Raw genomic sequence first — 24,520 nt, forward strand, 5'->3', positions numbered from 1 at the left:
ATGAGTGAACTGATCGACGCGCTGGCCACCGCGCTGAAGGCCGGCATCGGCTTCCAGGCGATCCTCTTCGCGCTGCTGGCCATCGGGATCAACATCCAGTTCGGGTACACCGGGCTGCTGAACTTCGGCCAGATCGCGTTCGCCATGCTCGGCGGGTACGGAATCGCCATCTCGGTCGCGCAGTGGGGGCTCTCCTTCTGGTGGGGCGTCATCATCGGCATCGCCGCGGCCGTGGTGCTCGCGCTGCTCCTGGGCCTGCCCACGCTGCGTCTCCGAGCCGACTACCTGGCGATCGCCACCATCGCCGCCGCGGAGGGCCTGCGCCTGACGTTCCGATCGGTGTCGGCCACGCCCGTGACAGGAGCCACCCGCGGCCTGACCGGGTTCAACGACGAGTTCGTCGCGCTGGCCCCCTGGGACACCACCGACCGCTTCCAGATCCTCGGCTCGACGTGGAGCGGAGCGGACCTGTGGGTCACCACGGTCGGCTGGGTCATCGTCGCGCTCTCGTGCCTCCTCGTGTGGTCCCTCGTGCGCAGTCCCTGGGGACGCGTGGTCAAGTCGATCCGCGAGGACGAGGACGCCGTGCGCTCGCTCGGCAAGAACGTCTACGTCTACAAGATGCAGTCCCTCGTGCTGGGCGGCGTGTTCGGTGCACTCGGCGGCATGATCTACGCGCTCGGAACCGCCTCGGCGACGCCGGACCAGTACCAGAACGCCAACACCTTCCTTGCCTACGCCGCGCTGATCCTCGGCGGCGCCGCGCGCGTCCTCGGTCCCGTGATCGGGGCGATCCTGCTGTACTTCATCATCCAGTTCGCCGACACCGGCCTGCGTACGCTGATCAGCAACGGCATCATCCCGGAGACCCTGCTCTCGGCGACCGACGTGGCCCAGATCCGGTTCGTGCTGATCGGGCTCGGCCTGATGCTCCTGATGATCTTCCGCCCGCAGGGGATCTTCGGGGACCGACGAGAGGTGATGCTCGATGCCCGCTGACCCGACACCGCACGGTGCCACGGCCTCCGGCGCGGGCGCGTCCGGCGCCGGTGCGTCCGCCGCCTGGAAGTCCGGTGACACGCCCCAGCGGCTCGCCCAGATCGCGCTGCGCGACCTCCCGTGGGAGATCGGCGTCGCGAAGCCCGACCCGGCGATCGTCGTCGACGGCGTCAGCCGGACCTTCGGTGGCCTCACGGCCGTCGCGGTGGACCACCTGGAGATCCAGCGCGGCGGGATCACCGGGCTGATCGGACCCAACGGCGCAGGCAAGACCACGCTGTTCAACCTGCTGACCGGCTTCGACCAGCCCGACACCGGGACCTGGTCGTTCAACGGCAAGTCGCTGGGGAAGCTCGCGCCGCACAAGGTGGCCCGGCTCGGCGTCGTCCGCACCTTCCAGCTCACCAAGGCGCTCTCCCGGCTCACCGTGCTGCAGAACATGCTCCTCGGCGCCCAGGACCAGAAGGGCGAGGGCTTCTTCCGAGCGCTGGTACCCGGCATCTGGCGGGCCCAGGAGCGGGAGAACACCGAGAAGGCGATGGAACTGCTCCGGCGGTTCAAGCTCGACGCCAAGAAGGACGACTTCGCCGGCACCCTCTCCGGCGGCCAGCGCAAGCTGCTCGAGATGGCCCGCGCCCTCATGAGCGACCCCGAGGTCGTCATGCTCGACGAGCCGATGGCCGGGGTGAACCCCGCGCTCACCCAGAGCCTGCTCGGCCACGTCAAGGACCTGCGCGAGCAGGGCATGACGGTGATCTTCGTCGAGCACGACATGGACGTCGTCCGCGACATCAGCGACTGGGTCGTGGTGATGGCCGCCGGCAAGGTCATCGCCGAAGGCCCGCCGGAGTCCATCAGCCAGAACCAGGCCGTCGTCGACGCCTACCTCGGCGCGCACCACGACGCCCCCCTCACCGTCGAGGAGGAGGACCAGGTGCTGGCCGAGGCCGAGCAGTCGATCGCCCGGAGCGAGGGTCACGCCGACGTCCTCGACTCCGACCGGGCCACGCGAGGAGACACCAAGCGATGACGATCGACCCGAGCCAGGGCAAGGATCCCCGGGAGAGCACGAATCCGGAGTACGAGTTCGACCGTCCGGTCGCCGACTCCGACGCCCCCGGCGGCTCCGTGACCGAGTCGACGACACGGGCCGCGCAGCAGGCCGGACAGGAGCTGTCCCCCGCCGAGCTCGCCGCCACCCGCGGGGAGCACGAGCGCCTCGCAGAGGGCGCGCTCGTGCGGGCCGACGAACTGATCGCCGGGTACGTGCCCGGGGTCAACATCCTCAACGGCTGCGACTTCTACCTGCAGGACGGCGAGCTCGTCGGCATCATCGGGCCCAACGGCGCCGGCAAGTCGACGCTGCTGAAGGCGCTCTTCGGTCTCATCCCGGTGCGCTCCGGCTCCGTCACCTTGCGGGGCGAGGACATCACCGCGGCTCCGGCTCACCGGCTGGTCTCTCTCGGGGTCGGCTACGTGCCGCAGAACAACAACGTGTTCCCCTCGCTGACCATCGAGGAGAACATGCAGATGGGCGTCTACCTGCGCCCGAAGAGCTTCCGGGACCGCTTCGACTACGTGGCGGAGCTCTTCCCCATGCTCGGCCAGCGGCGCCGCACCAAGGCGGGTGCCCTGTCCGGCGGCGAGCGTCAGATGGTGGCGATGGGCCGGGCGCTGATGATGGAGCCCTCGGTCCTCCTGCTCGACGAGCCGTCTGCCGGCCTCTCGCCGGCGTACCAGGACGAGGTGTTCATCCGGTGCCGCCGGATCAACGCGACCGGCGTCTCCATCATCATGGTGGAGCAGAACGCACGTCGGTGCCTGCAGATCTGCGACCGCGGTTACGTCCTCGACCAGGGGCGCAACGCGTACACGGCCACCGGGGAATCGCTCATGCACGACCCGAAGGTCATCGAGCTGTACCTGGGGACCCTCGCGAAGGCTCAGTAGCCCTCGCTCCGCCCCACCGGCGGCGCCGGCCCCTCCCCCTGCGGGGAGGGGCCGGCGCCGTGCTGCGTCCCGCCCTACGGCCCGGACGCCTCGGCGCTCCCCCCACCCCACGTCCGGGCGCTGCCGTGCCTCGTGCGCTCCGACCGGCGCAGGGCGGATCTCCGACACCGGCCGCACAGCACAGTGGCCCGGCACCGTGAACGGTGCCGGGCCACTGTGATGGCGTCCCGCGGATCGCAGATCCGCGGCTACCTCAGCGCTGGGGGCCGATGCCCTGAGCGTTGAGGCCCTCGATGATGCGGGCCGACTCCTCGAAGCCGATGACCACGATGGCGTCGGGGTTGAAGTCCACCATCTCCTGGATCTCGGCGTCGAAGTTCGCCGCCTGCGGGTCGTAGGTCAGCGTCTGGATGCTGTCCTCGGACAGACCACTGTCGATCAGGTTCTCGACGGTGTTCTCCATCAGGCCGGTGCCGTACGGGTCGTTCAGGGCCATGATGCCGACCGTGTTGTTGCCGTCCTCGATGATCAGGTCGGCCAGGGCGCGGGCCTGCAGGGTGTCCGGCGGGGCGGTGCGGAAGTACAGCCCGCTGTCGTCGTAGTTCGTGAACTGGTCCGACGTGTTGGCCGGCGAGAACTGCACCACGCCGGCACCGGTGATCCGGTCGATGACCGTGAGGCTCACGCCCGAGGACGCCGCACCGATGATCGCGTCGACGTTCTGCTGGAGCAGGCGGTCGACCGTCTGGGTCGCGGTGTCGGTGGAGGCGTCGCCGGAGTCACCCTCGACGAGCTGCACCGGCTGACCGAGCACGCCACCGGCGTCGTTGATCTCCTGGACGGCCAGCCGGGCGCCGGCGACCTCCGGGGGGCCGAGGAAGGCGAGGTTGCCGGTCAGCGGCAGCAGGGTGCCGATGACCAGCGGGTCGGTGGACGTCGCGTTCGGGTCGGCCGGGGCCGGTCCCTCGTCCGCGGTCGCGTTCTCCGCGTCACCGGCGATGACGAACTCGGTCGCAGAGTCGTCGAGCGAGTTGTCCTCGCCGAACTGCAGGATGCCGAAGCTGGCCTCCGCGGGCTCGCCGGGGTCGGTGAAGCTCAACGGTCCGGAGACACCGTTGTAGTCGGGGTTCTCACCGTTGTTGACGAGCTCGAGGCACGACGAGTACGAGTCGCACTCGGTGCCGCCGCTGGTGACACCGTTGACGTACGGGGCGAACACCGTCGCCTCCGTGCTGCCGGCCAGCTCGGCCGCCAGGGCCGTGATGATCGCGGCGTCGTAGGTCTCACCGGCGTAGTTGAAGTCCTGCAGGTTCGGGTCGATGGCGAGCAGCCGGTCGGTGAAGTCGCCGGACAGCTCGGTGAGCGGCGTGGTTCCCCGCATGCCGGCGAGGGCACCGTCCTCGGTGAAGGATTCACCCAGGGCGTTGCCCATGTTGCCGTCGGTGCCGTAGACGTTGACCTGCTTCTCGCCGCCGCCGTCGCCGCCTTCAGCAGCGGTGCCGCCGTCGTCCCCGCCGCCGCCGCAGGCGGTGATAGCGAGGAGGGCGGCACCGGTGACGGCGATGCTGCGGGCAGTGGTGCCAGTGCGCATCAAGCAACTCCCAGTGTCATCGTTCTCTGCATCGCTGAGCGGGTTCGCAGGACGAACACCGCCGATTGGTGCGGAGAACCTAACTGCTAAGAGAAACGATGCACCCAGCCTCGCACCGATAGTGATGAGGTCGTGATCTAGAGGTTTCCGGCCGAGAACACGCCGGAACCCACCGTCACCGGACGACGGGCCACCCCGCCGGCGGCCGCGGCGTCAGGTCGTCGTGCCCTCCGAGGCGGCCCCGGGAACCGCGTCGGCCACGGCGTCGACGATCGACTGGGCGAGCGCCTTCATGGAGGTGCGCTGGTTCATGGCGGTCTGCTGGATCCGGCGGAATGCCTCTGCCTCGGTGATGGACAGGTCCGCCATCAGCAATCCCTTGGCCTTCTCGACGACCTTGCGCGTCTCCAGCCGCTCCTCGAGCGTGCGCACCTCGCCGTCGAGCGCCGTCATCTCCGAGAAGCGCGCCCGGGCCACCTCGATGGCCGGCACCAGGTCGTTCTTCGAGAACGGCTTCACCAGGTAGGCCATGGCGCCGGCGTCGCGGGCCCGCTCGACGAGCTCGCGCTGGCTGAACGCGGTGAGGACGATGACGGGGGCGACGCGGGAGGAGGCGATCTGCTCAGCGGCGGACAGCCCGTCCAGCACCGGCATCTGGATGTCGAGGATGACCAGGTCAGGCCGCAGTTCGCGCGCACGGTCGACCGCCTGCTGCCCGTCGCCGACCTCCGCGACGACGGAGTAGCCCTCCTCCTCCAGCATCTCCTTGAGGTCCAGGCGGATGAGCGCCTCGTCCTCGGCGATGATGACCCGGACCGTCTCGGTGCTCACGACGGAAGAGTAGCCACGTCGGGTCCGCGGCACCGCACCGCTACGCTGCTCCAGCAGCCGGCCCGCCGGCGAGCCCCCGTACCCCAATCGGCAGAGGGAGCGGATTCAAAACCCGCGCAGTGTGCGTTCGAGTCGCACCGGGGGCACTGTGCTGGATTCGTCGTCCTCCGGACGACGACCGCGGCCAGGTGCCGTTCCCCTGTGGCGTGAGCCCCTCCCGGCACTCGTCGTGGACCCTTCGGGCCCGCTCCTCCTGCCGCCTCGCAGGGCGGCTCTCGTCCCAGCGCCTTCGTCTCGCGTCCCGACATGTCTCGGGGACCCTTCGGGCCCCGCTCGGCATGCCGAATACGGTGGGCGGGTGACCGAGCCTGTTCCGCACATGACTCCTGAGCAGTTCCGGCAGCACGGCCACGCGGTCGTCGACTGGATCGCCGACTACTGGTCGCGGGTCGGCGACTTCCCGGTTCGATCGCAGGTCTCCCCCGGCGAGGTGCGTGCGGCCCTCCCGGCGCAGCCCCCGGAGCAGGGGGAGCCGTTCTCCGCCGTCCTGGCCGACCTCGAGCGGGTCGTCCTCCCGGGCACGACGCACTGGCAGCACCCCGGCTTCTTCGGCTACTTCCCGGCGAACACCTCCGGCCCGTCCGTCCTCGGCGACCTCGTCTCCGCGGGCCTCGGCGTCCAGGGCATGTCGTGGGTGACCAGCCCGGCCGCGACCGAGCTCGAGCAACACGTCATGGACTGGTTCGCCGACCTCCTCGGCCTGCCCGCCTCGTTCCGGTCCACCGGCACCGGCGGGGGCGTCGTCCAGGACTCCAGCTCGGGCGCCAACCTCGTCGCGCTGCTGGCGGCCCTCTACCGGGTCAGCACCGGCGCCACGGTCCGCCACGGCGTCGAGCCCGAGCGCGCAACCGTGTACGTCTCCGCGGAGACCCACTCCTCCATGGAGAAGGCGGTGCGGATCGCCGGACTCGGCAGCGACGCCGTCCGCATCGTCGAGGTCGACGGCGACCTGGCCATGCGCCCGGCGGCCCTGGCCGCCCGGCTCGAACGTGACGTCGCCCTGGGCTACACCCCCGTGCTGGTCTGCGCCACGGTCGGGACGACGTCGACCACGGCCATCGACCCGCTCGCCCAACTCGGCCCGATCTGCCAGAAGTACGGCGTGTGGCTGCACGTCGACGCCGCGTATGCGGGGGTCAGCGGGATCGTCCCGGAGCTGCGCGAACTGCAGGCCGGCGTCGAGTGGGCCGACAGCTACACGACCGACGCCCACAAGTGGCTGCTCACCGGCTTCGACGCCACCCTCTTCTGGGTCGCCGACCGGGCGGCTCTCACCGGCGCGCTGGCGATCCTGCCCGAGTATCTGCGCAACGCCGCCACGGACGCCGGAGCGGTGGTGGACTTCCGCGACTGGCAGATCCCGCTCGGCCGTCGCTTCCGGGCCCTGAAGCTCTGGTTCGTGCTCCGCTGGTACGGCGCCGAGGGCCTGCGCGCGCACATCCGCTCGCACGTCGCCATGGCACAGCAGCTGGCCGCGTGGGCCCGGGCCGACGAGCGCTTCGACGTCGTCGCCCCCCACCCGCTCTCGCTGGTATGCCTGCGTCCGCGATGGTCCGAGGAGGTGGACGCCGACGTCGCGACCATGACCCTGCTGGAGCGGCTCAACGACGCCGGCGACGTGTTCCTCACGCACACGAACGTCGGCGGGGAGGCCGTCCTGCGGGTCGCGATCGGCTCCCCGGCGACCACGCCTGCCCACGTCGAGCGGCTCTGGGCGTCGCTGGGCGAGAACCACGACTTCCTCGCCACCGACTTCGCCGCCGTGGCCGCGGAGCGGGAGGCCCGGCGGGCAGCGGAGCGCGCCGCGGCCGAGCAGGCCGCCGCGGAGCAGACCGCCGCCGAGCAGGCCGCCGCCGAACAGACCGCGGCTCGGACGGAAGCAGAGCAGGAGTCGGCAGAGCAGGCCGCGGCAGAGGGGACGCCGAAGCAGGACGTCGAGCCCACCGAGGAGACCGTGCAGGAGACCGCCGAGGCGCCCGTCAGTCCTTCAACGACCGGATGAGGCCCTCCTGGGCGACCGTCGCCACGTGCGTGCCGTCGGCCGACCAGATCTTCCCGAAGCACAGCGCCCGCCCCGACGAGGCGGCCGGGCTGTCGGTCTCGTAGAGGAACCAGTCGTCGGCCCGCACGGGCTGGTGGAACCACACGGCGTGGTCGAGGCTCGCGCCCGCGAAGTCCGGCCACCCGCCACCGAGCCGCGCGAAGCCGGCCGACAGCAGCGTCAGGTCGCTCACGAAGGTCAGCGCCGCCGCGTGCACCGCGGGGTTCTCACCCAGCTCGCCGGCCACGCGCAGCCAGGTCCGGGTCTGCGTGTCCGGCGGGGACTTCGGCGGCGCCGTGAACGGGTCCTGCAGGAAGCGCTGGTCCACGACCCTCCCCATGGCACCCATCCACGCGGCGCGCTCGCCGTGCTCGGCGACGATCTCGTCCGTGCCGGGCAAGGTCTCGGGCCGCGGCACGTCGGGCATCGGCGTGGAGTGCTCGGCGACCGCCTTCTCACCGGCGTGGAAGTCGGCGGTGAGCGCGAAGATCGCGACCTCCTCCCCCTTGCGCTCCTGCCAGGCCACGACCCTCCGGGTCGTGAACGACCGGCCGTCGCGGATGCGGTCGACGGCGTAGCGGATCTCGGCGAAGGGGTCGCCGGGCCGCAGGAAGTAGGAGTGCAGCGAGTGCACGCCGCGCTCGGGGTCGACCGTCCGTCCGGCCGCCATGAGCGCCTGCCCGGCGACCTGCCCGCCGAAGATCCGCTGGCGCTCGGTGCTCGGGGTCTGACCGACGAAGACGTCGGTGTCGCGCTCCTCGAGGCCGAGCACGGCCATGAGCGCCGCGGCCTGGCTGTGCCCTGCGCCGCCGCTCACGAATCGGTGCCCACCTCGTGCACGCGGATCAGGTTCGTGGAACCCACCGTGTTCGGGGGGCTGCCGGCGACGACGACGACGCGGTCGCCGACCTTGAGCCGACCGATGGACAGCAGCGAGAAGTCCACCTGGGCGACCATGTCGTCGGTGTGCTCGACCATGGGCACCAGGAACGTCTCGACGCCCCACGACAGCGCGAGCTGGCTCCGCACGCGCGCGTCGACCGTGAAGGCCAGCAGGGGCTGACGCGGGTGCAGGGCCGCCAGCCGACGCGCCGTCTCCCCGGTCTGGGTGAAGGTGGCCAGCGCCTTGACGTCCAGCGCCTCCCCGACCTCCTTGGCCGCGCGGACGATCGCCCCCGAGCGGGACCGGGAACGCCGCAGCACCTCGGGAACCCAGAGGTGGTCGCTCTCGACGGCGCCGATGATGCGCTCCATCGTCCGCACGGCACCGATGGGGTGCGCACCCACCGAGGTCTCCCCCGACAGCATCACCGCGTCCGCGCCGTCCAGGACGGCGTTGGCGACGTCGGAGGCCTCGGCGCGGGTGGGGCGCGAATTGGTGATCATCGATTCGAGCATCTGGGTGGCCACGATGACCGGCTTGTTGCGCTCGCGGGCGGCCTGGATCGCGCGCTTCTGCACCAGCGGCACCTGCTCCAGCGCCAGCTCCACGCCGAGGTCGCCGCGGGCGACCATGATCCCGTCGAACGCCTCGACGATCGCCTCGAGGTTCTCGACCGCCTCGGGCTTCTCGAGCTTCGCGATGACGGGGACGGTGATGTCCTCCTGCGCCATGATGTCGCGGACCAGGTCGAAGTCCGCCGGCGAGCGGACGAACGACAGCGCGATGAAGTCCGCACCGAGGTGCAGGGCGAAGCGGAGGTCCTCCTCGTCCTTGTCCGACAGGGCCGGGACGCTGACCGCCACGCCGGGAAGGGACAGCCCCTTGTTGTTCGACACCTCGCCGCCCTCGACGACGAGGCAGAAGACGTCGGGCCCCTCGACCCGGACCACGGTCAGGGCGAGCTTGCCGTCGTCGACGAGCAGGCGGTCACCGACACGGACGTCGTCGGAGAGGTTCTTGTAGGTCGTGGACACCCGCTCCGCGGTGCCCTCGACGTCGTCCACCGTGATGCACACCTGGGCGCCGGTCGGCCACTGGACCGGCCCGTCGACGAAGGTGCCCAACCGGATCTTCGGGCCCTGCAGATCGGCGAGGACGGCGACGGCGTGACCGGTGGCGTCGGAGGCCTCGCGCACCAGCCGATAGGCGTCGGCGTGGTGCTCGTGCGCCCCGTGGCTGAAGTTCAGCCGGGCGACGTCCATCCCGGACTCGACGAGGGCCGTGACCTGCTCCGGGGAGCTGGTCGCCGGTCCGAGCGTGCAGACGATCTTGGCGCGGCGGGACATAGGCAGAACGGTAGTGGGGTGGTCGGCACCACGCTGGACCGCCCTAACCCTCACCCGCGCAGCGTGTGGACCGATCGCGGGGGCCCGGAGGGTCCCCGACCGGGATACGGGAAACGGCTCCGCGCCGGTCGGGGACGGCACCTGGTCGCGGTGCGGTCCGGAGGACCGCAGTGTTATCGCAGCGCGACCATCGTCGGGGTCACCGGCGCCGGGAGCATCGAGTTGCCGGTCAGCCAGGTGTCGGCCGCCGCGGCCGCCGCGCGGCCCTCGGCGATCGCCCACACGATGAGCGACTGGCCGCGGCCCATGTCACCGGCCACGAACACGCCGGGCTCGGTGGACATGAATCCGTTGTCGCGGGCCACGTTGCCACGGCCGTCGACCTCGACACCGAGCGAGTCGACGAGCCCCTCGCGCTGCGCGCCGGTGAACCCCATGGCGAGGAAGACGAGGTCGGCCGGCAACTCGCGCTCGGTGCCGTCGATCTTCTGGAACCGGCCGTCGACCCGCTCGACCTCGTGCAGCAGCAGCGCGCGCACGCGACCCTCCGTGCCGTCGGCTCCGTCCCCCACGAACCGCTCCGTGTTCACCGAGTACAGCCGCTCCCCGCCCTCCTCGTGCGCGCTGGAGACGCGCATGATCATGGGGTAGGTCGGCCACGGGTTGACGTCGTGAACCCGGCGGTCCGGCGGCGCCGGCATGATCTCCAGCTGCGTCACCGAGGCCGCGCCCTGGCGGTGCGCGGTGCCCAGGCAGTCGGCCCCGGTGTCACCGCCACCGATGATCACCACGTGCTTGCCCTTGGCGTCGATCGGCGGCTCGTCGAGCTCCCCGAGCGCCTGGAGGTTGCCGTAGGGCAGGTACTCCATGGCCAGGTGGATGCCGGAGAGCTCGCGGCCGGGTGCGGGCAGGTCGCGGCCGACGGTGGCCCCACCCGCCAGGACGACGGCGTCGTACTCGGCCCGCAGCTGCTCGGTCGACAGGTCGCCGTCCTCGCCGCCGCCGACCTCGACGCCGGTCACGAACCGCGTGCCCTCGGCACGCATCTGGTCCAGCCGCCGGTCCAGGACGGCCTTCTCCATCTTGAACTCGGGGATCCCGTAGCGGAGCAGCCCACCGATGCGGTCGGCCCGCTCGAAGACGGTCACGTCGTGCCCGGCCCGGGTGAGCTGCTGCGCCGCGGCGAGCCCGGCGGGACCCGAGCCGACGACGGCGACCTTCTTGCCGGTCCGCTGCGCGGGGGTCTGCGGCTGGACCCACCCCTCCTCGAAGGCGCGGTCGATGATCTCCCACTCGATCTGCTTGATCGTCACCGGGGACTCCTGCAGGTTCAGCACGCAGGACCCCTCGCACGGCGCGGGGCAGAGCTTCCCGGTGAACTCCGGGAAGTTGTTCGTCGAGTGCAGCCGCTCGATCGCCTCGTGCCAGTCGTCGCGGCGCGCGAGGTCGTTCCACTCCGGGATCAGGTTGGCGACCGGGCAGGCGTGGTGGCAGAAGGGGATGCCGCAGTCCATGCAGCGGGCGGCCTGCTTGCGCACCTCGCCGACCGGGAAGACGGCGTCCTCCCCGTTCGCGCGGGAGAGGTAGACGTCCTTCCAGTCCATGATCCGGACGTCGACCGGACGGCGCGGCGGGAGCTCCCGCTCGAACTTCAGGAATCCGGTCGAGTCAGCCACGTGCCGCCTCCTCCTGCGCGACGTGCGTAAGACATTCGGTGTCGTAGCGCGGCTCACCCACGAGCGGCCTCCTCCTGCGCGACGTGCGTAAGACATTCGGTGTCGTAGCGCGGCTCACCCACGAGCGGCCTCCATCACTGCGAGATCCACATCGGTCCCGTTCGCCTCCGCCATCCGCTGAGCGTCCAGCGCGCGACGGTAGTCGCGCGGCATGATCACGCTGAACTGCTCCGACCAGCGGCCCCAGTCGGCCAGCAGCGCCTGCGCCACCGTCGACTCGGTGTCGGCGGCGTACCGGACGAGGACGTCGCGCAGCCACTGCGCGGACTCCCCGTCAAGCGGCTCGATGTCGACCATCTCGCCGTTCACCCGGTGCCGGGCGAGATCGAGCACGTAGGCGATCCCACCGGACATGCCGGCCGCGATGTTGCGCCCGGTCGCGCCGAGGATCACCGCCCGCCCACCGGTCATGTACTCCAGCGCGTGGTCGCCGACGCCCTCGACGACGGCCAGCGCGCCCGAGTTGCGCACGCAGAACCGCTCGCCGACCCGGCCGCGCAGGAAGATCTCCCCGCCCGTGGCGCCGTAGCCGATGACGTTGCCGGCGAGGACGTTGTCCTCGGCCGGGAACGCCGCCTCCCGGGACGGCCGGACGACGATCCGCCCGCCGGAGAGGCCCTTGCCGACGTAGTCGTTGGCGTCGCCGAACAGCCGCATGGTGATGCCGCGGGGCAGGAAGGCACCGAAGGACTGGCCGGCCGACCCGCCGAACGTCAGATCGATCGTGCCGTCGGGCAGCCCCTCGCCACCGAAGCGGCGGGTGACCATCGAGCCCAGCATCGTGCCCACGGTCCGGTTCACGTTGCGCACCGGCAGCTCGAGGCTGACCGGCCGCGCATCGAGCAGCGCACCCTCGCAGAGCTGGATGAGGGTCTGGTCCAGGGCGACGTCGAGCCCGTGGTCCTGGGACCTCACCCGGCGCAGCGGCGCACCCTCGGGCAGCTCGGGGACCACGAGCATCGGCGAGAGGTCCAGCCCCCGCGCCTTCCAGTGGCCCACGGCCTCACGGGTGTCCAGCAGCTCGGCGTGCCCGACGGCCTCGTCGATCGAGCGGAAGCCCAGCTCGGCCAGGTAGGAGCGCACCTGCTCGGCCAGGAACTCGAAGAAGGTGACCACGAACTCCGGCTGCCCGGTGAACCGCTTGCGCAACTCGGGGTTCTGCGTCGCGACGCCGACCGGGCAGGTGTCCAGGTGGCAGACCCGCATCATCACGCAGCCGGAGACCACCAGCGGTGCGGTGGCGAAGCCGAACTCCTCGGCACCCAGCAGCGCCGCGACGATCACGTCCCGGCCGGTCTTCATCTGCCCGTCCACCTGGACGGTGATGCGGTCGCGCAGGCCGTTGGCCAGCAGCGTCTGCTGCGTCTCGGCGAGCCCCAGCTCCCACGGGGAGCCGGCGTGCTTGAGCGAGGTGAGCGGCGCGGCACCGGTGCCGCCGTCGTGCCCGGAGATCAGGACGACGTCGGCGTGGGCCTTGCTCACCCCCGCCGCGACCGTGCCGACCCCGACCTCGCTGACCAGCTTGACGTGCACCCGCGCGTCGTCGTTGGCGTTCTTGAGGTCGTGGATGAGCTGCTTGAGGTCCTCGATCGAGTAGATGTCGTGGTGCGGCGGCGGGCTGATCAGGCCGACGCCCGGCGTCGAGTGCCGGGTCCGCGCCACCCACGGGTAGACCTTGCTGCCCGGCAGCTGGCCGCCCTCGCCGGGCTTGGCGCCCTGCGCCATCTTGATCTGGATGTCGTCGGCGTTGACCAGGTACTCGCTGGTGACGCCGAAGCGGCCCGAGGCCACCTGCTTGATCGCCGAGCGGCGGAGGTCACCGTTCGGGTCGGGCGTGAACCGGTCGGGGTCCTCGCCCCCCTCACCGGTGTTCGAGCGACCGCCGAGTCGGTTCATCGCGACGGCGAGGGTCTGGTGTGCCTCCTGCGAGATGGAGCCGTAGCTCATCGCCCCGGTGTTGAACCGCTTCACGATCTCGCTGGCCGGCTCGACCTCGTCGAGCGGCACGGGCGGGCGGGCGCCGGTCCTCAGCGTGAACAGCCCGCGCAGGGTGGCGGCCTCCTCCGACAGCTTGTCGACGGTCTCGGTGTACTGCTCGAAGACGTCGTACTGCCGCGAGCGGGTGGCGTGCTGGAGCAGGAACACCGTCTCGGGGTTGAACAGGTGCACCTCGCCCTCGCGGCGCCACTGGTACTCGCCACCGGTCTCCAGCCGGCGGTGTGCCCGCTCGGTCGGGTTCTCCGGGTAGGCCCGCCGGTGGCGCATGGCCACCTCCTCGGCGAGGACGTCGATGCCGACGCCGCCCAGCGGGCAGGAGGTGCCGGTGAAGTACTCCTCGATCAGGTCCTGGGACAGGCCGACAGCCTCGAAGATCTGCGCCATCGTGTAGGAGCCGACGGTGCTGATGCCCATCTTGCTCATGACCTTGAGGACGCCCTTGCCGAGCGCCTTCACCATGTTGCGCACGGCCTGGGCGGGCTCCACGCCGGTGAGCGAGCCGTCGCGGATCAGGTCCTCGATCGACTCGAACGCCAGGTACGGGTTCACCGCGGCCGCGCCGTAACCGAGCAGCAGCGCGACGTGGTGCACCTCGCGGCAGTCACCGGACTCGACGACGAGTCCGACCTCCATGCGGGTCTTCTCGCGCACCAGGTGGTGGTGGACGGCGGCGGTCATGAGCAGCGACGGGATGGGCGCGCGCTGCTCGTCGCAGTCCCGGTCGGACAGCACGATGATCCGCGCCCCCGCGGCGATGGCCTTCGAGACCTTGGTCCGCAGCTGCTCGATCGCCTCGGCGAGCGCCGCTCCCCCGCCGGTGACGTCGAAGTGGCCGGTGATCCGGACGGCGGCGTACCCGGGCAGGTCGCCGTCGTCGTCGATGTGCAGGATCTTGGCCAGCTCGTCGTTGTCGATGACCGGGTAGGGCACGGTCACCTGCCGGCAGGATGCCGGCACCGCCTCCAGCAGGTTCTGCTCCGGCCCGAAGGTGCGGCCGAGGCTGGTCACCAGCTCCTCGCGGATGGCGTCCAGTGGCGGGTTGGTCACCTGGGCGAACAGCTGCCCGAAGTAGTCGTAGAGCAGCCGGGACCGGTCCGACAGCGCGGCGACGGGGGTGTCGGTGCCCATCGATCCGATCGGCTCGGCGCCGGACGACGCCATCGGCGTCACCAGGACGCGCAGCTCCTCCTCGGTGTAGCCGAAGAGCATCTGCCGGCGGACGACGGACTCGTGGCTGGGCCGCGACCGGCGGCGCTCGGGCAGCTGCGGCAGGTGCACCAGGCCGGCGTGCAGCCAGTCCTCGTACGGGTGCTCGGCGGCCAGCGCGCCCTTGACCTCCTCGTCGGAGACGATCTTCCCCGACGCGGTGTCGACCAGGAACATGCGGCCCGGCTGGAGGCGGCCCTTGGCGACGATGTCGGCCGCCGGGATGTCGAGCACGCCGACCTCGCTGGCGAGGACGACGAGGTCGTCCCTGGTCCGCCACCAGCGGCCCGGGCGCAACCCGTTGCGGTCCAGGACGGCGCCGATGAGCGTGCCGTCGGTGAAGCAGACCGCGGCCGGCCCGTCCCACGGCTCCATGATCGAGGAGTGGAAGCGGTAGAAGGCCCGGCGGGCCGGGTCCATCTCGTCGTGGTTCTCCCACGCCTCCGGGATCATCATCAGCACGGCGTGCGGCAGCGAGCGGCCCGACAGGTGCAGCAGCTCCAGCACCTCGTCGAAGGTCGCCGAGTCGCTGAAGTCGCTGGCGGTGACGGGGAAGATCCGGTCCAGGCCCAGCTCCGACGCCGGGCCCGCCGGGCCGTCGAACAGCTGGGTGTCCAGCTTCGCCTCGCGGGCCCGCATGCGGTTGCGGTTGCCCTTGATGGTGTTGATCTCGCCGTTGTGCGCGATGAAGCGGAACGGGTGCGCGAGCGGCCAGCTCGGGAAGGTGTTGGTCGAGAACCGGCTGTGCACCAGCGCGATGGCCGACTCGTAGCGCTCGTCGCGCAGGTCGGGGAAGAACAGCGGCAGCTGGTCGGTGGTCAGCATGCCCTTGTAGGTGATCGTCCGCGACGACAGCGAGGCGATGTAGAGGGAGCTGCCGGCCTCGACCGCGGCCCGCTCCGCGCGCTTGCGCAGCACGAAGGAGCGCCGCTCCAGCCGGGTGACACCGTTGCAGACCACGTTCCCGCCGAAGGCCTTCTCGTCGGCGCGGGCGCCCATCGTCTCGGCGACGAAGAGCTGGGCGAAGTGTGGCATGACCGCGCGGGCGGTGGGCCCGAGGTCGGCGCCGTCCGGGTCGACCGGCACGTCGCGCCAGCCGAGGACGGTCAGCCCCTCCTCCTCCGCGAGCCCGGCGACGTCGGCGTAGCGGGCGGCCCGCTCGGCCCCGTCGGTGGGCAGGAAGGCGATGCCGACGGAGTACTCCCCCAGCGGCGGCAGGTCGAAGTCGACGCTGGCCCGCAGGAGCGCGTCGGGGACCTGCGTCAGGATGCCGGCGCCGTCTCCGGAGTTCGGCTCGGAGCCGGCCGCACCGCGATGGTCGAGGTTGTGCAGGGCGGTCAGGCCCTGGGCCACGATGGCGCGCGAACGGCGGCCCCGGGCGTCGGCCACGAAGGCGACGCCGCAGGCGTCCTTGTCGTTGGCCGGGTCGTACAGGCCTGTCTTCGCCGGAACGGCGGAGAAGGGAACGCCGCGTGCGGCGGGGGCGGTGAGGTCGGGCATGTCACTCCCGTCGTCGGCGGCCGTCCGCGCCTCGGGGAGGTCACGGGCGGGGGCTCGAGGCCCGGGGCCGGGGGGCAAGGGGCCGGTGTCTGAGGGGCCAGGGTCTGAGGTACTGGGCGGGGCGGCACTGCGGAGACCGGCGGCCGGGGGGACGTCGGTTCCGGCTGCGGCAGGCTGGAGTCCATCGGGTGGTGGCCGACGGGCTGTCGTCCGCGGGGCGACACTGGCCCGGTCCGACTGTGCGACCCGGCCAGGATCACTGGTGGGTCTGGTGCGAAGGGTACACAGCCGTAACACCGGCCCTCGCTGCACAAACCTCTGTTCCGGCGCGTCGGCAGGATCACTGCGCTCACTGGCCGGACCCGACGTGCACGCACGCCTCGACCGGCCCGCGTGGGGCGGTGATCGTCCTCACGGACGGACGGCCCACCCGGTCGACTCAGGTGGGCCCGGAGGGCGAGTGGTCGTCCTCGCTCGAGGCCGTGGCGGGCCGCTGCCGGTCGTCCGTCGTCGCCGCGGTGGCTTCGGCCTCGGCGCCGCGCGTGATGACCTCGCGGGGCTTCCCGCGCTGCCAGAAGAAGTAGGCCAGCGCCAGCAGGCCGACGACGATCGAGGTGAAGACGTTGAGCCGCACGCCGAAGAACGTCTCGGCCGGGTCGGTGCGCAGCAGCTCGATCCACAGCCGGCCCGTGCAGTAGGACACGACGTAGAGCGCGAAGGCCCGCCCGTGCCCGAGCCGGAACCGCCGGTCGGCCCAGATCACGAAGGCCGCGGCCGCGAGGTTCCAGAGCAGCTCGTAGAGGAACGTCGGGTGGAAGGTGCCCAGCAGCACGGGCTCGCCGTCGGCGCCGAGCACGGCCCGTCCGCCGCCCCACTCGTAGATCTCCAGCGCCCACGGCAGGTCGGTGGGCCCGCCGTAGAGCTCGTTGTTGAACCAGTTGCCCAGGCGGCCGATCGCCTGCGCGACGAGCAGCCCCGGCGCGATGGCGTCGGCGAATGCCGGCAGTGGGATCCCCCGTCGGCGGCAGGCGATCCAGGCCCCCACACCGCCGAGGGCGATGGCGCCCCAGATCCCGAGACCGCCCTCCCAGATGGCGAACGCCCGCATCGGGTCCCCGCCCTCGCCGAAGTAGGCCCGGGGGCTGGAGATCACGTGGTAGATCCGGCCGCCGATGATGCCGAACGGCACCGCCCAGACGGCGATGTCCAGGACGTCGCCCGGCGCGCCCCCGCGGGCCACCCACCGCTTCTCGGTGAGCAGCACGGCGGCGACGATGCCCGCGACGATGCAGAGCGCGTAGGCGCGGAGGGGTAACGGCCCCAGCTCCCAGACGCCCTGGGTGGGGCTGGGGATGGCGGCGAGGGTGTCGACGACGCCGGTCATGGGCTCTCCTCGCTGGCGCTCGTCGAACCCGTGACCGCCGGTGCTCTGCTCATGCGTGCCCTCGCAAGCTCGGTCACGACCGGACGCCCTTCGCCAGGTCCTCGGACAGCGCGCGGACGCCGTCGGCGCCGCGACCCTCCAGCAGCTCGCGCACGTAGGCGGAGCCGACGATGACGCCGTCGGCGAAGGCGGCGACCTCGGCGGCCTGGGCGCCGTTCGAGACCCCGAGCCCCACGCAGACGGCCAGGCCGGGCGCCGCCTCCCGGGTCCGGGCCACCAGCGTCTCGGCCGCGTCGCCGACGGTCGCCCGGGTGCCGGTGACGCCCATGGTCGACGCGGCGTAGACGAAGCCCCGGCAGGCGGCCGTGGTCGAGCGCAGCCGGGCGTCAGTGGAGGACGGCGCGACGAGGAAGACCCGGTCGAGGTCGTGCTCCTCGGCCGCGGCCAGCCAGTCGGCCGCCTCGTCGGGGATCAGGTCGGGGGTGATCGCGCCTGCTCCCCCGGCCGCAGCCAGATCGGCGGCGAACCGCTCGACGCCGTAGCGCTCGATCGGGTTCCAGTAGCTCATCACCACGGGGACAGCGCCGGCCTCGGCCACCGCCGCGACCGCCTGCAGCACGTCCCGCATGCCCACCCCGGCCCGGACGGCGGCGTCCACCGCCTCCTGGATGACCGGCCCGTCCATGCCCGGGTCGCTGTAGGGGACGCCGATCTCGATCACGTCGGCACCGCCCTCGACCGCGGCCACCATCGCGGCGATCGAGTCCGAGACGGTCGGGTAGCCGACCGGGAGGTAGGCGATCAGCGCGGCGCGCTCGTCGGCCCTGGCGGCGGCGATGCGGTTCCGCAGGGCGCTCACAGCTCTTCTCCTGCGTCGGGACCGGCGACCGCGTCGCCCTGCGACACGGCTCCTTCGGTCGGCTGCTGGTCGGTGTCCAGTCCGGGGCCGGGGTCGACGTCCTCGCGGTCGCCGAGGCCGAACCAGCGCGACGCCGTCTCCACGTCCTTGTCGCCGCGGCCGGACAGGTTCACCAGCAACACCGCGTCAGAGCCGAGTTCCCGACCGAGCTTCATCGCCCCGGCAAGGGCGTGCGCGGACTCGATCGCCGGGATGATCCCCTCGGTCCGGCACAGCAGCGCGAAGGCCTCCATGGCCTCGGCGTCGGTGACCGCGCGGTACTCCGCGCGGCCGATGTCGTGCAGGTAGGAGTGCTCCGGCCCGACGCCGGGGTAGTCGAGGCCGGCGCTGATCGAGTGCGACTCGATCGTCTGGCCGTTGTCGTCCTGCAGCAGGTAGGACCGCGCGCCGTGCAGGACCCCCGGTGAGCCGCCGGTGATCGTCGCCGCGTGCCGGCCGGTGTCCACGCCGTCGCCGCCGGCCTCGAGGCCCACCAGCCGCACCCCCTCGTCGGGCACGAAGGCGGTGAAGATCCCGATGGCGTTGGACCCGCCTCCGACACAGGCCAGGACGGCGTCGGGCAACCGGCCCTCCCGCTCGAGCAGCTGGTCGCGCGCCTCGTCGCCGATGACCCGCTGGAAGTCGCGGACCATCGCCGGGAACGGGTGCGGGCCGGCCACCGTGCCGAAGACGTAGTTCGTCGTCTCGACGTTGGTGACCCAGTCGCGGAACGCCTCGTTGATCGCGTCCTTGAGGGTGCGGGAGCCGGTGGTCACCGGGATGACCTCTGCGCCGAGCAGTCGCATGCGGGCGACGTTGAGCGCCTGCCTCCGGGTGTCCTCCTCCCCCATGTAGACCGTGCAGGACAGCCCCATGAGCGCGGCGGCGGTCGCCGTCGCGACCCCGTGCTGGCCCGCGCCGGTCTCGGCGATGACCCGGGTCTTGCCGATCCGCTGGGTGAGCAGGGCCTGACCCAGCACGTTGTTGATCTTGTGCGAGCCGGTGTGGTTGAGGTCCTCGCGCTTGAGCAGCACGCGCGCGCCGCCGCAGTGCTCGGCGAACTTCGGCACCTCGGTGACCGGGCTGGGCCGGCCGGTGTAGTCGCGCTGCAGCCGGTCGAACTCGCTGAGGAAAGCCGGGTCGACGCGCATCGCCTCGTAGGCCTCGGTCAGCTCGTCCAGCGCGGCGATCAGCGCCTCGGGCACGAAGCGGCCGCCGAAGATGCCGAAGTGGCCGGTGGCGTCGGGCCAGCCCGGGCGCGCCGGCAGGAGACGTTCCCCGGGCTGCGTCGTCGGACTGGTCGTCGTCATGACCAGAGTGTCCCGCGTCGCAGGCCCGCTGCGGCGCAGGGGGGTCGGCCCGCCCGCAGAACCCTGGTGGCAGATCCGGCGGTAGACACCGGCCACGGGCGCCGACGTCGAGGGGTCCAGCCGCGCGCCCGGACGTCTAGATGACCTATTCCAAGGGTTTAGTGGTCGTAGACGGTGAGGCAGCGGGCGACGGGGGCGCCGATGCGGTCGTTGTGCCAGATTGCGGCGGTCAGGGCCAGGACGCGTTGCAGGACTCGGACCCAGACTCCTCCGGGGGTGTGTCCGCCGTGTTGTTCGAGGTCGAGTTGGCCTTTAAGGGTGTCGTTGATCGACTCGATGACCTGGCGTAATGGCCTGAAGAAGCGCGTCCCCGGGCGTTCGGCTTCACCCTTGCGTGCCGGGCGCAGCAGGTTCAACCCCGCGTCGGCGAGGGTGCCTTCGAACTCGCGGCCGTAGTAGTTCTTGTCCGCAATCACGACCTGCTCGCGGCGGTCAGCGGTCAGGGCGGGGTCGGCGTCGAGGATGTCGAGGAGCACCGCGCGCTCGTCGGCCTTGGCGCCGGTGAGGGCGAAGCCGACCGGCAGCCCGTGCAGCGTGCACAGCAGGTGCAGCCGCAGGCCCCAGAACAACCGGGAGTGGCTGGCGCAGTAGCCGTACTCCGCCCAGCCGGCCAGATCCGAGCGGCGGACGGTCTCCCTGGAGCGGGCGCACTCGACTGGCGTGGAGTCAACGACCCACACGTCATCGGTGAACAGGCTGGTGTCGCGGGCGAGCGCGGTGATCAGCCAGGCGATCGTGTCGGCCAGGCGTCGCAGCCGCTTGTTGTAGGCCGGCTGCAGGGGCAGATACGGGAACAGATGCCGCAGCTCCGCGTGGGCGTAGCGCAGCCAGCGGGCCTCACTCGGACGGCCGGCCAACGCCTGCATGACGGCCAGCGTGACCAGCTCCGCGTCGGTGATCTTCGGGGCGATTCCGACCCTCGGCCGGGCCGGAGCCCGCTCCGGAAAGGCCTTCAACAGGTCATCGGCGCGGACATAGAGTGCGGTTGCGAGGGTGTCCAGATCGGCGTCCACGAGGACCTCCGAGGTTCGACGTTGGGTTCCAACGCCGAGCGTGGGCACCCTCGCCTCTCACCTGCTCAAGGCTCGCCGACCGATACCGCCGACGTTCCCGCGGGAACGCGGTCAAGGCTCTCAGCTTGACGACGTTCCCGCAGGAACGTGATCGAGAACGGCAACCCCTTGGAATAGGTCATCTAGCCGGGCCATGGCGCGGCTAGACGTCCGCTCAGGCGGCTCGACGTGAAGAAGGTGCGCCGGGCTCAGCGGGTCGTGCGCGGGGTGGCCGGGTGCGAGCCGGCCGTGACCAGGTCGGCGACCGCCTGGCGGGCGTCACCGGCGGTGACCAGACCCTCCCCGACCAGGACGGCGTCGGCGCCGGCCGCCGCGTAACCGATCAGGTCGTGCGGGCCGCGGACACCGGACTCGGCCACCTTGACCACGCCCGACGGCAGGCCCGGGGCGATCTTCTCGAAGGTGGAACGGTCGACCTGCAGCGTGGTGAGGTCGCGCGCGTTGACGCCGATGACCGAGGCACCGGCGTCCATGGCGCGGTCGGCCTCGGCCTCGGTGTGCACCTCGACCAGGGCCGTCATCCCGAGGGACTCGATCCGCTCCCGCAGACCGACGAGCGCGTTCTGCTCGAGCGCCGCCACGATCAGCAGGACGACGTCGGCGCCGTGGGCCCGGGCCTCGTGCACCTGGTAGCTGCTGACGACGAAGTCCTTGCAGAGGATCGGCACCTCGACCACGGCGCGGACGGAGTCGAGATCGGCCTGCGACCCGCCGAAGCGCCGGCGCTCGGTGAGGACGCTGATCACCCTCGCCCCGCCGGCGGCGTACTGGAGGGCCAGCTGCGCCGGGTCGGGGATGTCGGCGAGCTCTCCCTTGGAGGGGCTGCGCCGCTTCACCTCGGCGATCACGCCGACGCCGGGGGCGCGCAGCGCGGCCAGCGCATCGAGGGCGGGGCGGGCGTCCAGTGCGGCGGCCTTGACCTCCCCCAGAGGGGTCAGCGCCTCGCGGGCGGCGAGGTCCTCGCGTACGCCGGCGACGATCTCGTCGAGCACGTTCACGGCCGCGGGCCTGCCGATACCGCTGCGCGGCTGCTCACGCGGTCCTCCGGAAATCGCACCAGAACGTCCCCTCACCAGGCGGATGGGTGACAGCCACTGTAGAGGCGGTGACCGCCCGCCCCGGCCGGGGGGCCGGGTGCACCGGCCTCGGGCAGTTCCGCTATGCGGTGGGGTCCTCGCCCCGGTCGAGGGCCTTCCAGGCGGCCTGGGCGCGGTCCTCGTCGGTCTCGGGCCGGGCCGGTGCGGTGGCGGAGGTGTGTCCCGTGGCGGGGTCGGTGGCTCGCTCGTACCGCCGTCCCATGGCCGGCCAGGTGCGGCCCCGGAGCACGACGAGCACGCCGACCGCGACGGCCAGGACGCCGGCCAGCACGGCGACCACCGGCCAGGCCGTGACGCCGCCGACGGTGACCTCCCCTACCCATCCGCCCACGTCGCCGGGCTCGACCCCCGTGACGAGAGCGCCCAGCCCGGACCGGGTGAGTACTCCGCCGGCCGCCGCCACCAGCACGCCGAGCACCAGGCGAGCCCAGCCGCGGACGGCGAGCACCGCGACCGCGGCCGCGAGCAGCACCAGTCCGGACGCGGGGACCAGCGGCGCGGCATCGGCGCCGGAGAGCGTGCCCTCGATCGGCGGCAGCGGGGCCGGGCGCTCGACCGTGTACCCGACCCACGCCCCGCCCCCGGCGATCAGGGCGAGGGCGCCCGCCAGCACCGCCCCGCCGACGACGGCGCCGAGCTCGCGCCGTGCCGTCGCGGTCATCTCAGCTCCCGCAGTCCTTCGGCCGTCGCGATCGCCGACAGCACGGCACGGGCCTTGTGTCGGGTCTCGGCCTCCTCGGTGGCCGCGTCGCTGTCGGCGACGATGCCCGCACCGGCCTGCACGTAGGCGCGCCCCTGGTGCAGGACGGCGGTGCGGATGGCGATCGCCATGTCCATGTCGCCGCTGGCGTCGACGTAGCCGACGGTGCCGGCGTAGAGCGCCCGGCGGGTGGGCTCCAGCGACTCGATGATCTCCATGGCCCGCGGCTTGGGCGCCCCCGAGACGGTGCCGGCCGGGAACGTGGCGTCGAAGACGTCGAGGGCATCGTGCTCCGGCGCCACCGTGCCGGTCACCGTGGACACCAGGTGCATGACGTGGCTGTAGTGCTCGACCCGCATGAAGTCGGGCACCTCGACGGTGCCCGGGACGCACACCCGGCCCAGGTCGTTGCGCGCGAGGTCGACCAGCATCACGTGCTCGGCACGCTCCTTGGGATCGGCCAGCAGCCCCTCGGCCAGCCGGACGTCCTCCTCCGGCGTCGCGCCGCGGGGCCGGGTGCCGGCCGGCGGGTGGACGACGGCCGCGTCCCCCGTGACGGTGACCAGTGCCTCCGGCGAGGACCCGACGACGTCGAACGGGCTCTCCCGCCCGGCGAAGCGCAGCAGGTACATGTACGGCGAGGGGTTGGTCGCCCGCAGCACCCGGTAGAGGTCGAGCGCCTCGACGTCGGTGGTCAGCTCGAACCGCTGGGCGAGGACCACCTGGAACGCGTCGCCCGCGCGGATGTGCTCCCGGATCCGCTCGACGCCGTCCTCGTACGCGCCGGGCGCCAGGTTGCTGGTCACCGCCGGCGGGTCGGCGCGTTCGAGCACCGCCACCCCGGGCGGCACCGCCTCGGTCAGGTCCGCGGCCATGGCATCGAGCCGCGCGACGGCGTCGTCGTAGCCGCCCCCGGCGCGCAGGGCGTTCGCGATGAGCAGGATGGAGCCGTCGGTGTGGTCGAGCACGGCGAGGTCGGTCACCAGCATCATCGCCAGCTCGGGCATCCCGAGGTCGTCGGTGCTGGTCCGGGGCAGGCGCTCGAGCCGGCGGACGACGTCGTACCCGAGGTAGCCGACCAGACCGCCGGTCAGCGGCGGCAGCCCGTCGACGCGCGGCGACCGCAGCCGCCGGGCCAGCGTGCGGACGGCGGCGAGCGGGTCCTCCGGCAGGTCGTCGGTGAGCCCGGGCAGGTCGTCGCCCAGCCACTGCGTGACGCCGTCCCGCTCGGTGAGGACGCCGGCGCTGCGCACCCCCACGAAGCTGTAGCGCGCCCAGCGCTTGCCCTGCTCGGCGGACTCCAGCAGCACCGTGCCCGGCCGGTTGCCCGCCAGCTTGCGGTAGACACCGACGGCGGTCTCGCTGTCGGCGAGCAGCTTCCGGGTCACCGGTACGACCGCCTGCTCCAGCGTCGCGAACTCCTCGGCCGACGGGCTGGTGACGCCGAATCTCACGACGGCTCTCCCTCGACCGCCGGGAGCGACCGGAAGAAGCAGCTGCGCTCGCCGGTGTGACAGGCGGCGCCCTCCTGGTCCACCAGCACGAGCAGCGCGTCGCCGTCGCAGTCCACGCGGACCTCACGCACCCACTGGCGGTTGCCGGAGGTCTCGCCCTTGACCCAGTACTCCCCGCGGCTGCGCGACCAGTAGGTGGCGCGTCCCGTGGTCAGGGTCCGGCGGAGCGCCTCCTCGTCCATCCACGCGAGCATCAGGACCTCGAGGCTGTCGTGCTGCTGGACGACGGCGGCCACCAGGCCGGCCGGATCGCGGCGCAGCAGCGCGGCGACCTGGGGATCGAGGGCGGGTTCGGCGGACGGGACGGACATGCCACCCAGTCTGCCGTGCGCCGTGCCCGCCG

At 72.0% G+C, this 24,520-nt stretch carries 18 protein-coding genes and 1 tRNA gene; 5 read left to right on the forward strand and 14 right to left on the reverse strand.

The window, feature by feature from the left end:
* The 3 genes from FHU33_RS13780 to FHU33_RS13790 are packed head-to-tail and all read left to right on the forward strand — an operon-like array spanning window position 1 to window position 2,949.
* Window positions 1-999 (forward strand): branched-chain amino acid ABC transporter permease, encoded by a 999-nt coding sequence (locus tag FHU33_RS13780; RefSeq protein WP_142025851.1) that lies wholly within the window; start codon window positions 1-3, stop codon window positions 997-999.
* Window positions 989-2,029: an ABC transporter ATP-binding protein gene (locus FHU33_RS13785; protein ID WP_142025852.1), complete on the forward strand. Its 1,041-nt coding sequence runs from the start codon at window positions 989-991 to the stop codon at window positions 2,027-2,029. The genes FHU33_RS13780 and FHU33_RS13785 overlap by 11 nt, the downstream gene beginning before the upstream one ends.
* Window positions 2,026-2,949 carry an ABC transporter ATP-binding protein gene (locus FHU33_RS13790; RefSeq protein ID WP_211355125.1) on the forward strand — a complete coding sequence of 308 codons (924 nt, stop codon included), beginning with the start codon at window positions 2,026-2,028 and terminating at the stop codon, window positions 2,947-2,949. The genes FHU33_RS13785 and FHU33_RS13790 overlap by 4 nt, the downstream gene beginning before the upstream one ends.
* A 253-nt stretch (window positions 2,950-3,202) precedes the next feature.
* On the opposite strand, the gene FHU33_RS13795 is transcribed toward FHU33_RS13790, so the two are convergent.
* Complete coding sequence (locus FHU33_RS13795) at window positions 3,203-4,540, reverse strand: ABC transporter substrate-binding protein (RefSeq protein WP_142025853.1); 1,338 nt, start codon at window positions 4,538-4,540, stop codon at window positions 3,203-3,205.
* A 213-nt stretch (window positions 4,541-4,753) separates the two neighbouring features.
* The gene (locus FHU33_RS13800) at window positions 4,754-5,371 is read right to left on the reverse strand and encodes an ANTAR domain-containing response regulator (protein WP_142025854.1); all 618 of its coding nucleotides are present in this window, start codon (window positions 5,369-5,371) and stop codon (window positions 4,754-4,756) included.
* Window positions 5,372-5,443: 72 nt separating this feature from the next.
* Here FHU33_RS13800 and FHU33_RS13805 point away from each other — a divergent pair.
* Window positions 5,444-5,517 (forward strand) — tRNA-Leu (locus tag FHU33_RS13805).
* A gap of 212 nt (window positions 5,518-5,729) precedes the next feature.
* Window positions 5,730-7,433 carry an aminotransferase class V-fold PLP-dependent enzyme gene (locus tag FHU33_RS13810; protein ID WP_246063610.1) on the forward strand — a complete coding sequence of 568 codons (1,704 nt, stop codon included), beginning with the start codon at window positions 5,730-5,732 and terminating at the stop codon, window positions 7,431-7,433.
* Here the strand turns inward: FHU33_RS13810 and FHU33_RS13815 are convergent.
* From FHU33_RS13815 to hisI, 12 genes are all read right to left on the reverse strand, one after another.
* Window positions 7,411-8,289 carry an acyl-CoA thioesterase gene (locus tag FHU33_RS13815; protein ID WP_142025855.1) on the reverse strand — a complete coding sequence of 293 codons (879 nt, stop codon included), beginning with the start codon at window positions 8,287-8,289 and terminating at the stop codon, window positions 7,411-7,413. The two genes, FHU33_RS13810 and FHU33_RS13815, sit on opposite strands and share 23 nt — an antisense overlap.
* Window positions 8,286-9,701: a pyruvate kinase gene (pyk, locus tag FHU33_RS13820; RefSeq protein ID WP_142025856.1), complete on the reverse strand. Its 1,416-nt coding sequence runs from the start codon at window positions 9,699-9,701 to the stop codon at window positions 8,286-8,288. The genes FHU33_RS13815 and pyk overlap by 4 nt, the downstream gene beginning before the upstream one ends.
* A gap of 173 nt (window positions 9,702-9,874) precedes the next feature.
* Window positions 9,875-11,377, reverse strand: coding sequence for a glutamate synthase subunit beta (locus FHU33_RS13825; RefSeq protein WP_142025857.1), 1,503 nt, complete (start codon window positions 11,375-11,377; stop codon window positions 9,875-9,877).
* Between the two features lie 114 nt (window positions 11,378-11,491).
* Complete coding sequence (gene gltB, locus FHU33_RS13830) at window positions 11,492-16,141, reverse strand: glutamate synthase large subunit (protein WP_142025858.1); 4,650 nt, start codon at window positions 16,139-16,141, stop codon at window positions 11,492-11,494.
* A 439-nt stretch (window positions 16,142-16,580) separates the two neighbouring features.
* Entirely contained in the window at window positions 16,581-17,525 is a 945-nt protein-coding gene (gene lgt, locus FHU33_RS13835; RefSeq protein WP_142025859.1) for a prolipoprotein diacylglyceryl transferase, read from the reverse strand.
* Window positions 17,526-17,598: 73 nt separating this feature from the next.
* Window positions 17,599-18,384, reverse strand: a complete 786-nt coding sequence (gene trpA / locus FHU33_RS13840; RefSeq protein ID WP_142025860.1) for a tryptophan synthase subunit alpha — start codon at window positions 18,382-18,384, stop codon at window positions 17,599-17,601.
* Window positions 18,381-19,733: a tryptophan synthase subunit beta gene (gene trpB / locus FHU33_RS13845; RefSeq protein WP_142025861.1), complete on the reverse strand. Its 1,353-nt coding sequence runs from the start codon at window positions 19,731-19,733 to the stop codon at window positions 18,381-18,383. Before trpB ends, trpA begins: the two co-directional genes overlap by 4 nt.
* A 158-nt stretch (window positions 19,734-19,891) precedes the next feature.
* Window positions 19,892-20,806 (reverse strand): IS982 family transposase, encoded by a 915-nt coding sequence (locus tag FHU33_RS13850; protein ID WP_142025382.1) that lies wholly within the window; start codon window positions 20,804-20,806, stop codon window positions 19,892-19,894.
* 248 nt (window positions 20,807-21,054) lie between these two features.
* Complete coding sequence (gene trpC, locus FHU33_RS13855) at window positions 21,055-21,864, reverse strand: indole-3-glycerol phosphate synthase TrpC (protein WP_142025862.1); 810 nt, start codon at window positions 21,862-21,864, stop codon at window positions 21,055-21,057.
* A 160-nt stretch (window positions 21,865-22,024) separates the two neighbouring features.
* On the reverse strand, window positions 22,025-22,624 hold the full coding sequence (locus FHU33_RS13860) for a Trp biosynthesis-associated membrane protein (RefSeq protein ID WP_142025863.1): 600 nt from the start codon (window positions 22,622-22,624) through the stop codon (window positions 22,025-22,027).
* Window positions 22,621-24,117 (reverse strand): anthranilate synthase component I, encoded by a 1,497-nt coding sequence (locus FHU33_RS13865; RefSeq protein ID WP_142025864.1) that lies wholly within the window; start codon window positions 24,115-24,117, stop codon window positions 22,621-22,623. The genes FHU33_RS13860 and FHU33_RS13865 overlap by 4 nt, the downstream gene beginning before the upstream one ends.
* Entirely contained in the window at window positions 24,114-24,488 is a 375-nt protein-coding gene (gene hisI, locus FHU33_RS13870; protein ID WP_142025865.1) for a phosphoribosyl-AMP cyclohydrolase, read from the reverse strand. Before hisI ends, FHU33_RS13865 begins: the two co-directional genes overlap by 4 nt.
* Window positions 24,489-24,520 lie beyond the last annotated feature (32 nt).

The sequence above is a fragment of the Blastococcus colisei genome (assembly GCF_006717095.1).
Lineage (GTDB): Bacteria > Actinomycetota > Actinomycetes > Mycobacteriales > Geodermatophilaceae > Blastococcus_B > Blastococcus_B colisei.

What these genes read in the sequence shown, in the direction of transcription:
- FHU33_RS13780 (WP_142025851.1), top strand. Translation starts at nt 1, where the DNA reads ATGAGTGAACTGATCGACGCGCTGGCCACCGCGCTGAAGGCCGGCATC.
- FHU33_RS13785 (WP_142025852.1), top strand. Translation starts at nt 989, where the DNA reads ATGCCCGCTGACCCGACACCGCACGGTGCCACGGCCTCCGGCGCGGGC.
- trpB (WP_142025861.1), bottom strand. Translation starts at nt 19,733, where the DNA reads ATGACGACGACCAGTCCGACGACGCAGCCCGGGGAACGTCTCCTGCCG.
- pyk (WP_142025856.1), bottom strand. Translation starts at nt 9,701, where the DNA reads ATGTCCCGCCGCGCCAAGATCGTCTGCACGCTCGGACCGGCGACCAGC.
- gltB (WP_142025858.1), bottom strand. Translation starts at nt 16,141, where the DNA reads ATGCCCGACCTCACCGCCCCCGCCGCACGCGGCGTTCCCTTCTCCGCC.
- FHU33_RS13860 (WP_142025863.1), bottom strand. Translation starts at nt 22,624, where the DNA reads ATGACCGCGACGGCACGGCGCGAGCTCGGCGCCGTCGTCGGCGGGGCG.
- FHU33_RS13795 (WP_142025853.1), bottom strand. Translation starts at nt 4,540, where the DNA reads ATGCGCACTGGCACCACTGCCCGCAGCATCGCCGTCACCGGTGCCGCC.
- FHU33_RS13790 (WP_211355125.1), top strand. Translation starts at nt 2,026, where the DNA reads ATGACGATCGACCCGAGCCAGGGCAAGGATCCCCGGGAGAGCACGAAT.
- hisI (WP_142025865.1), bottom strand. Translation starts at nt 24,488, where the DNA reads ATGTCCGTCCCGTCCGCCGAACCCGCCCTCGATCCCCAGGTCGCCGCG.
- lgt (WP_142025859.1), bottom strand. Translation starts at nt 17,525, where the DNA reads ATGACCGGCGTCGTCGACACCCTCGCCGCCATCCCCAGCCCCACCCAG.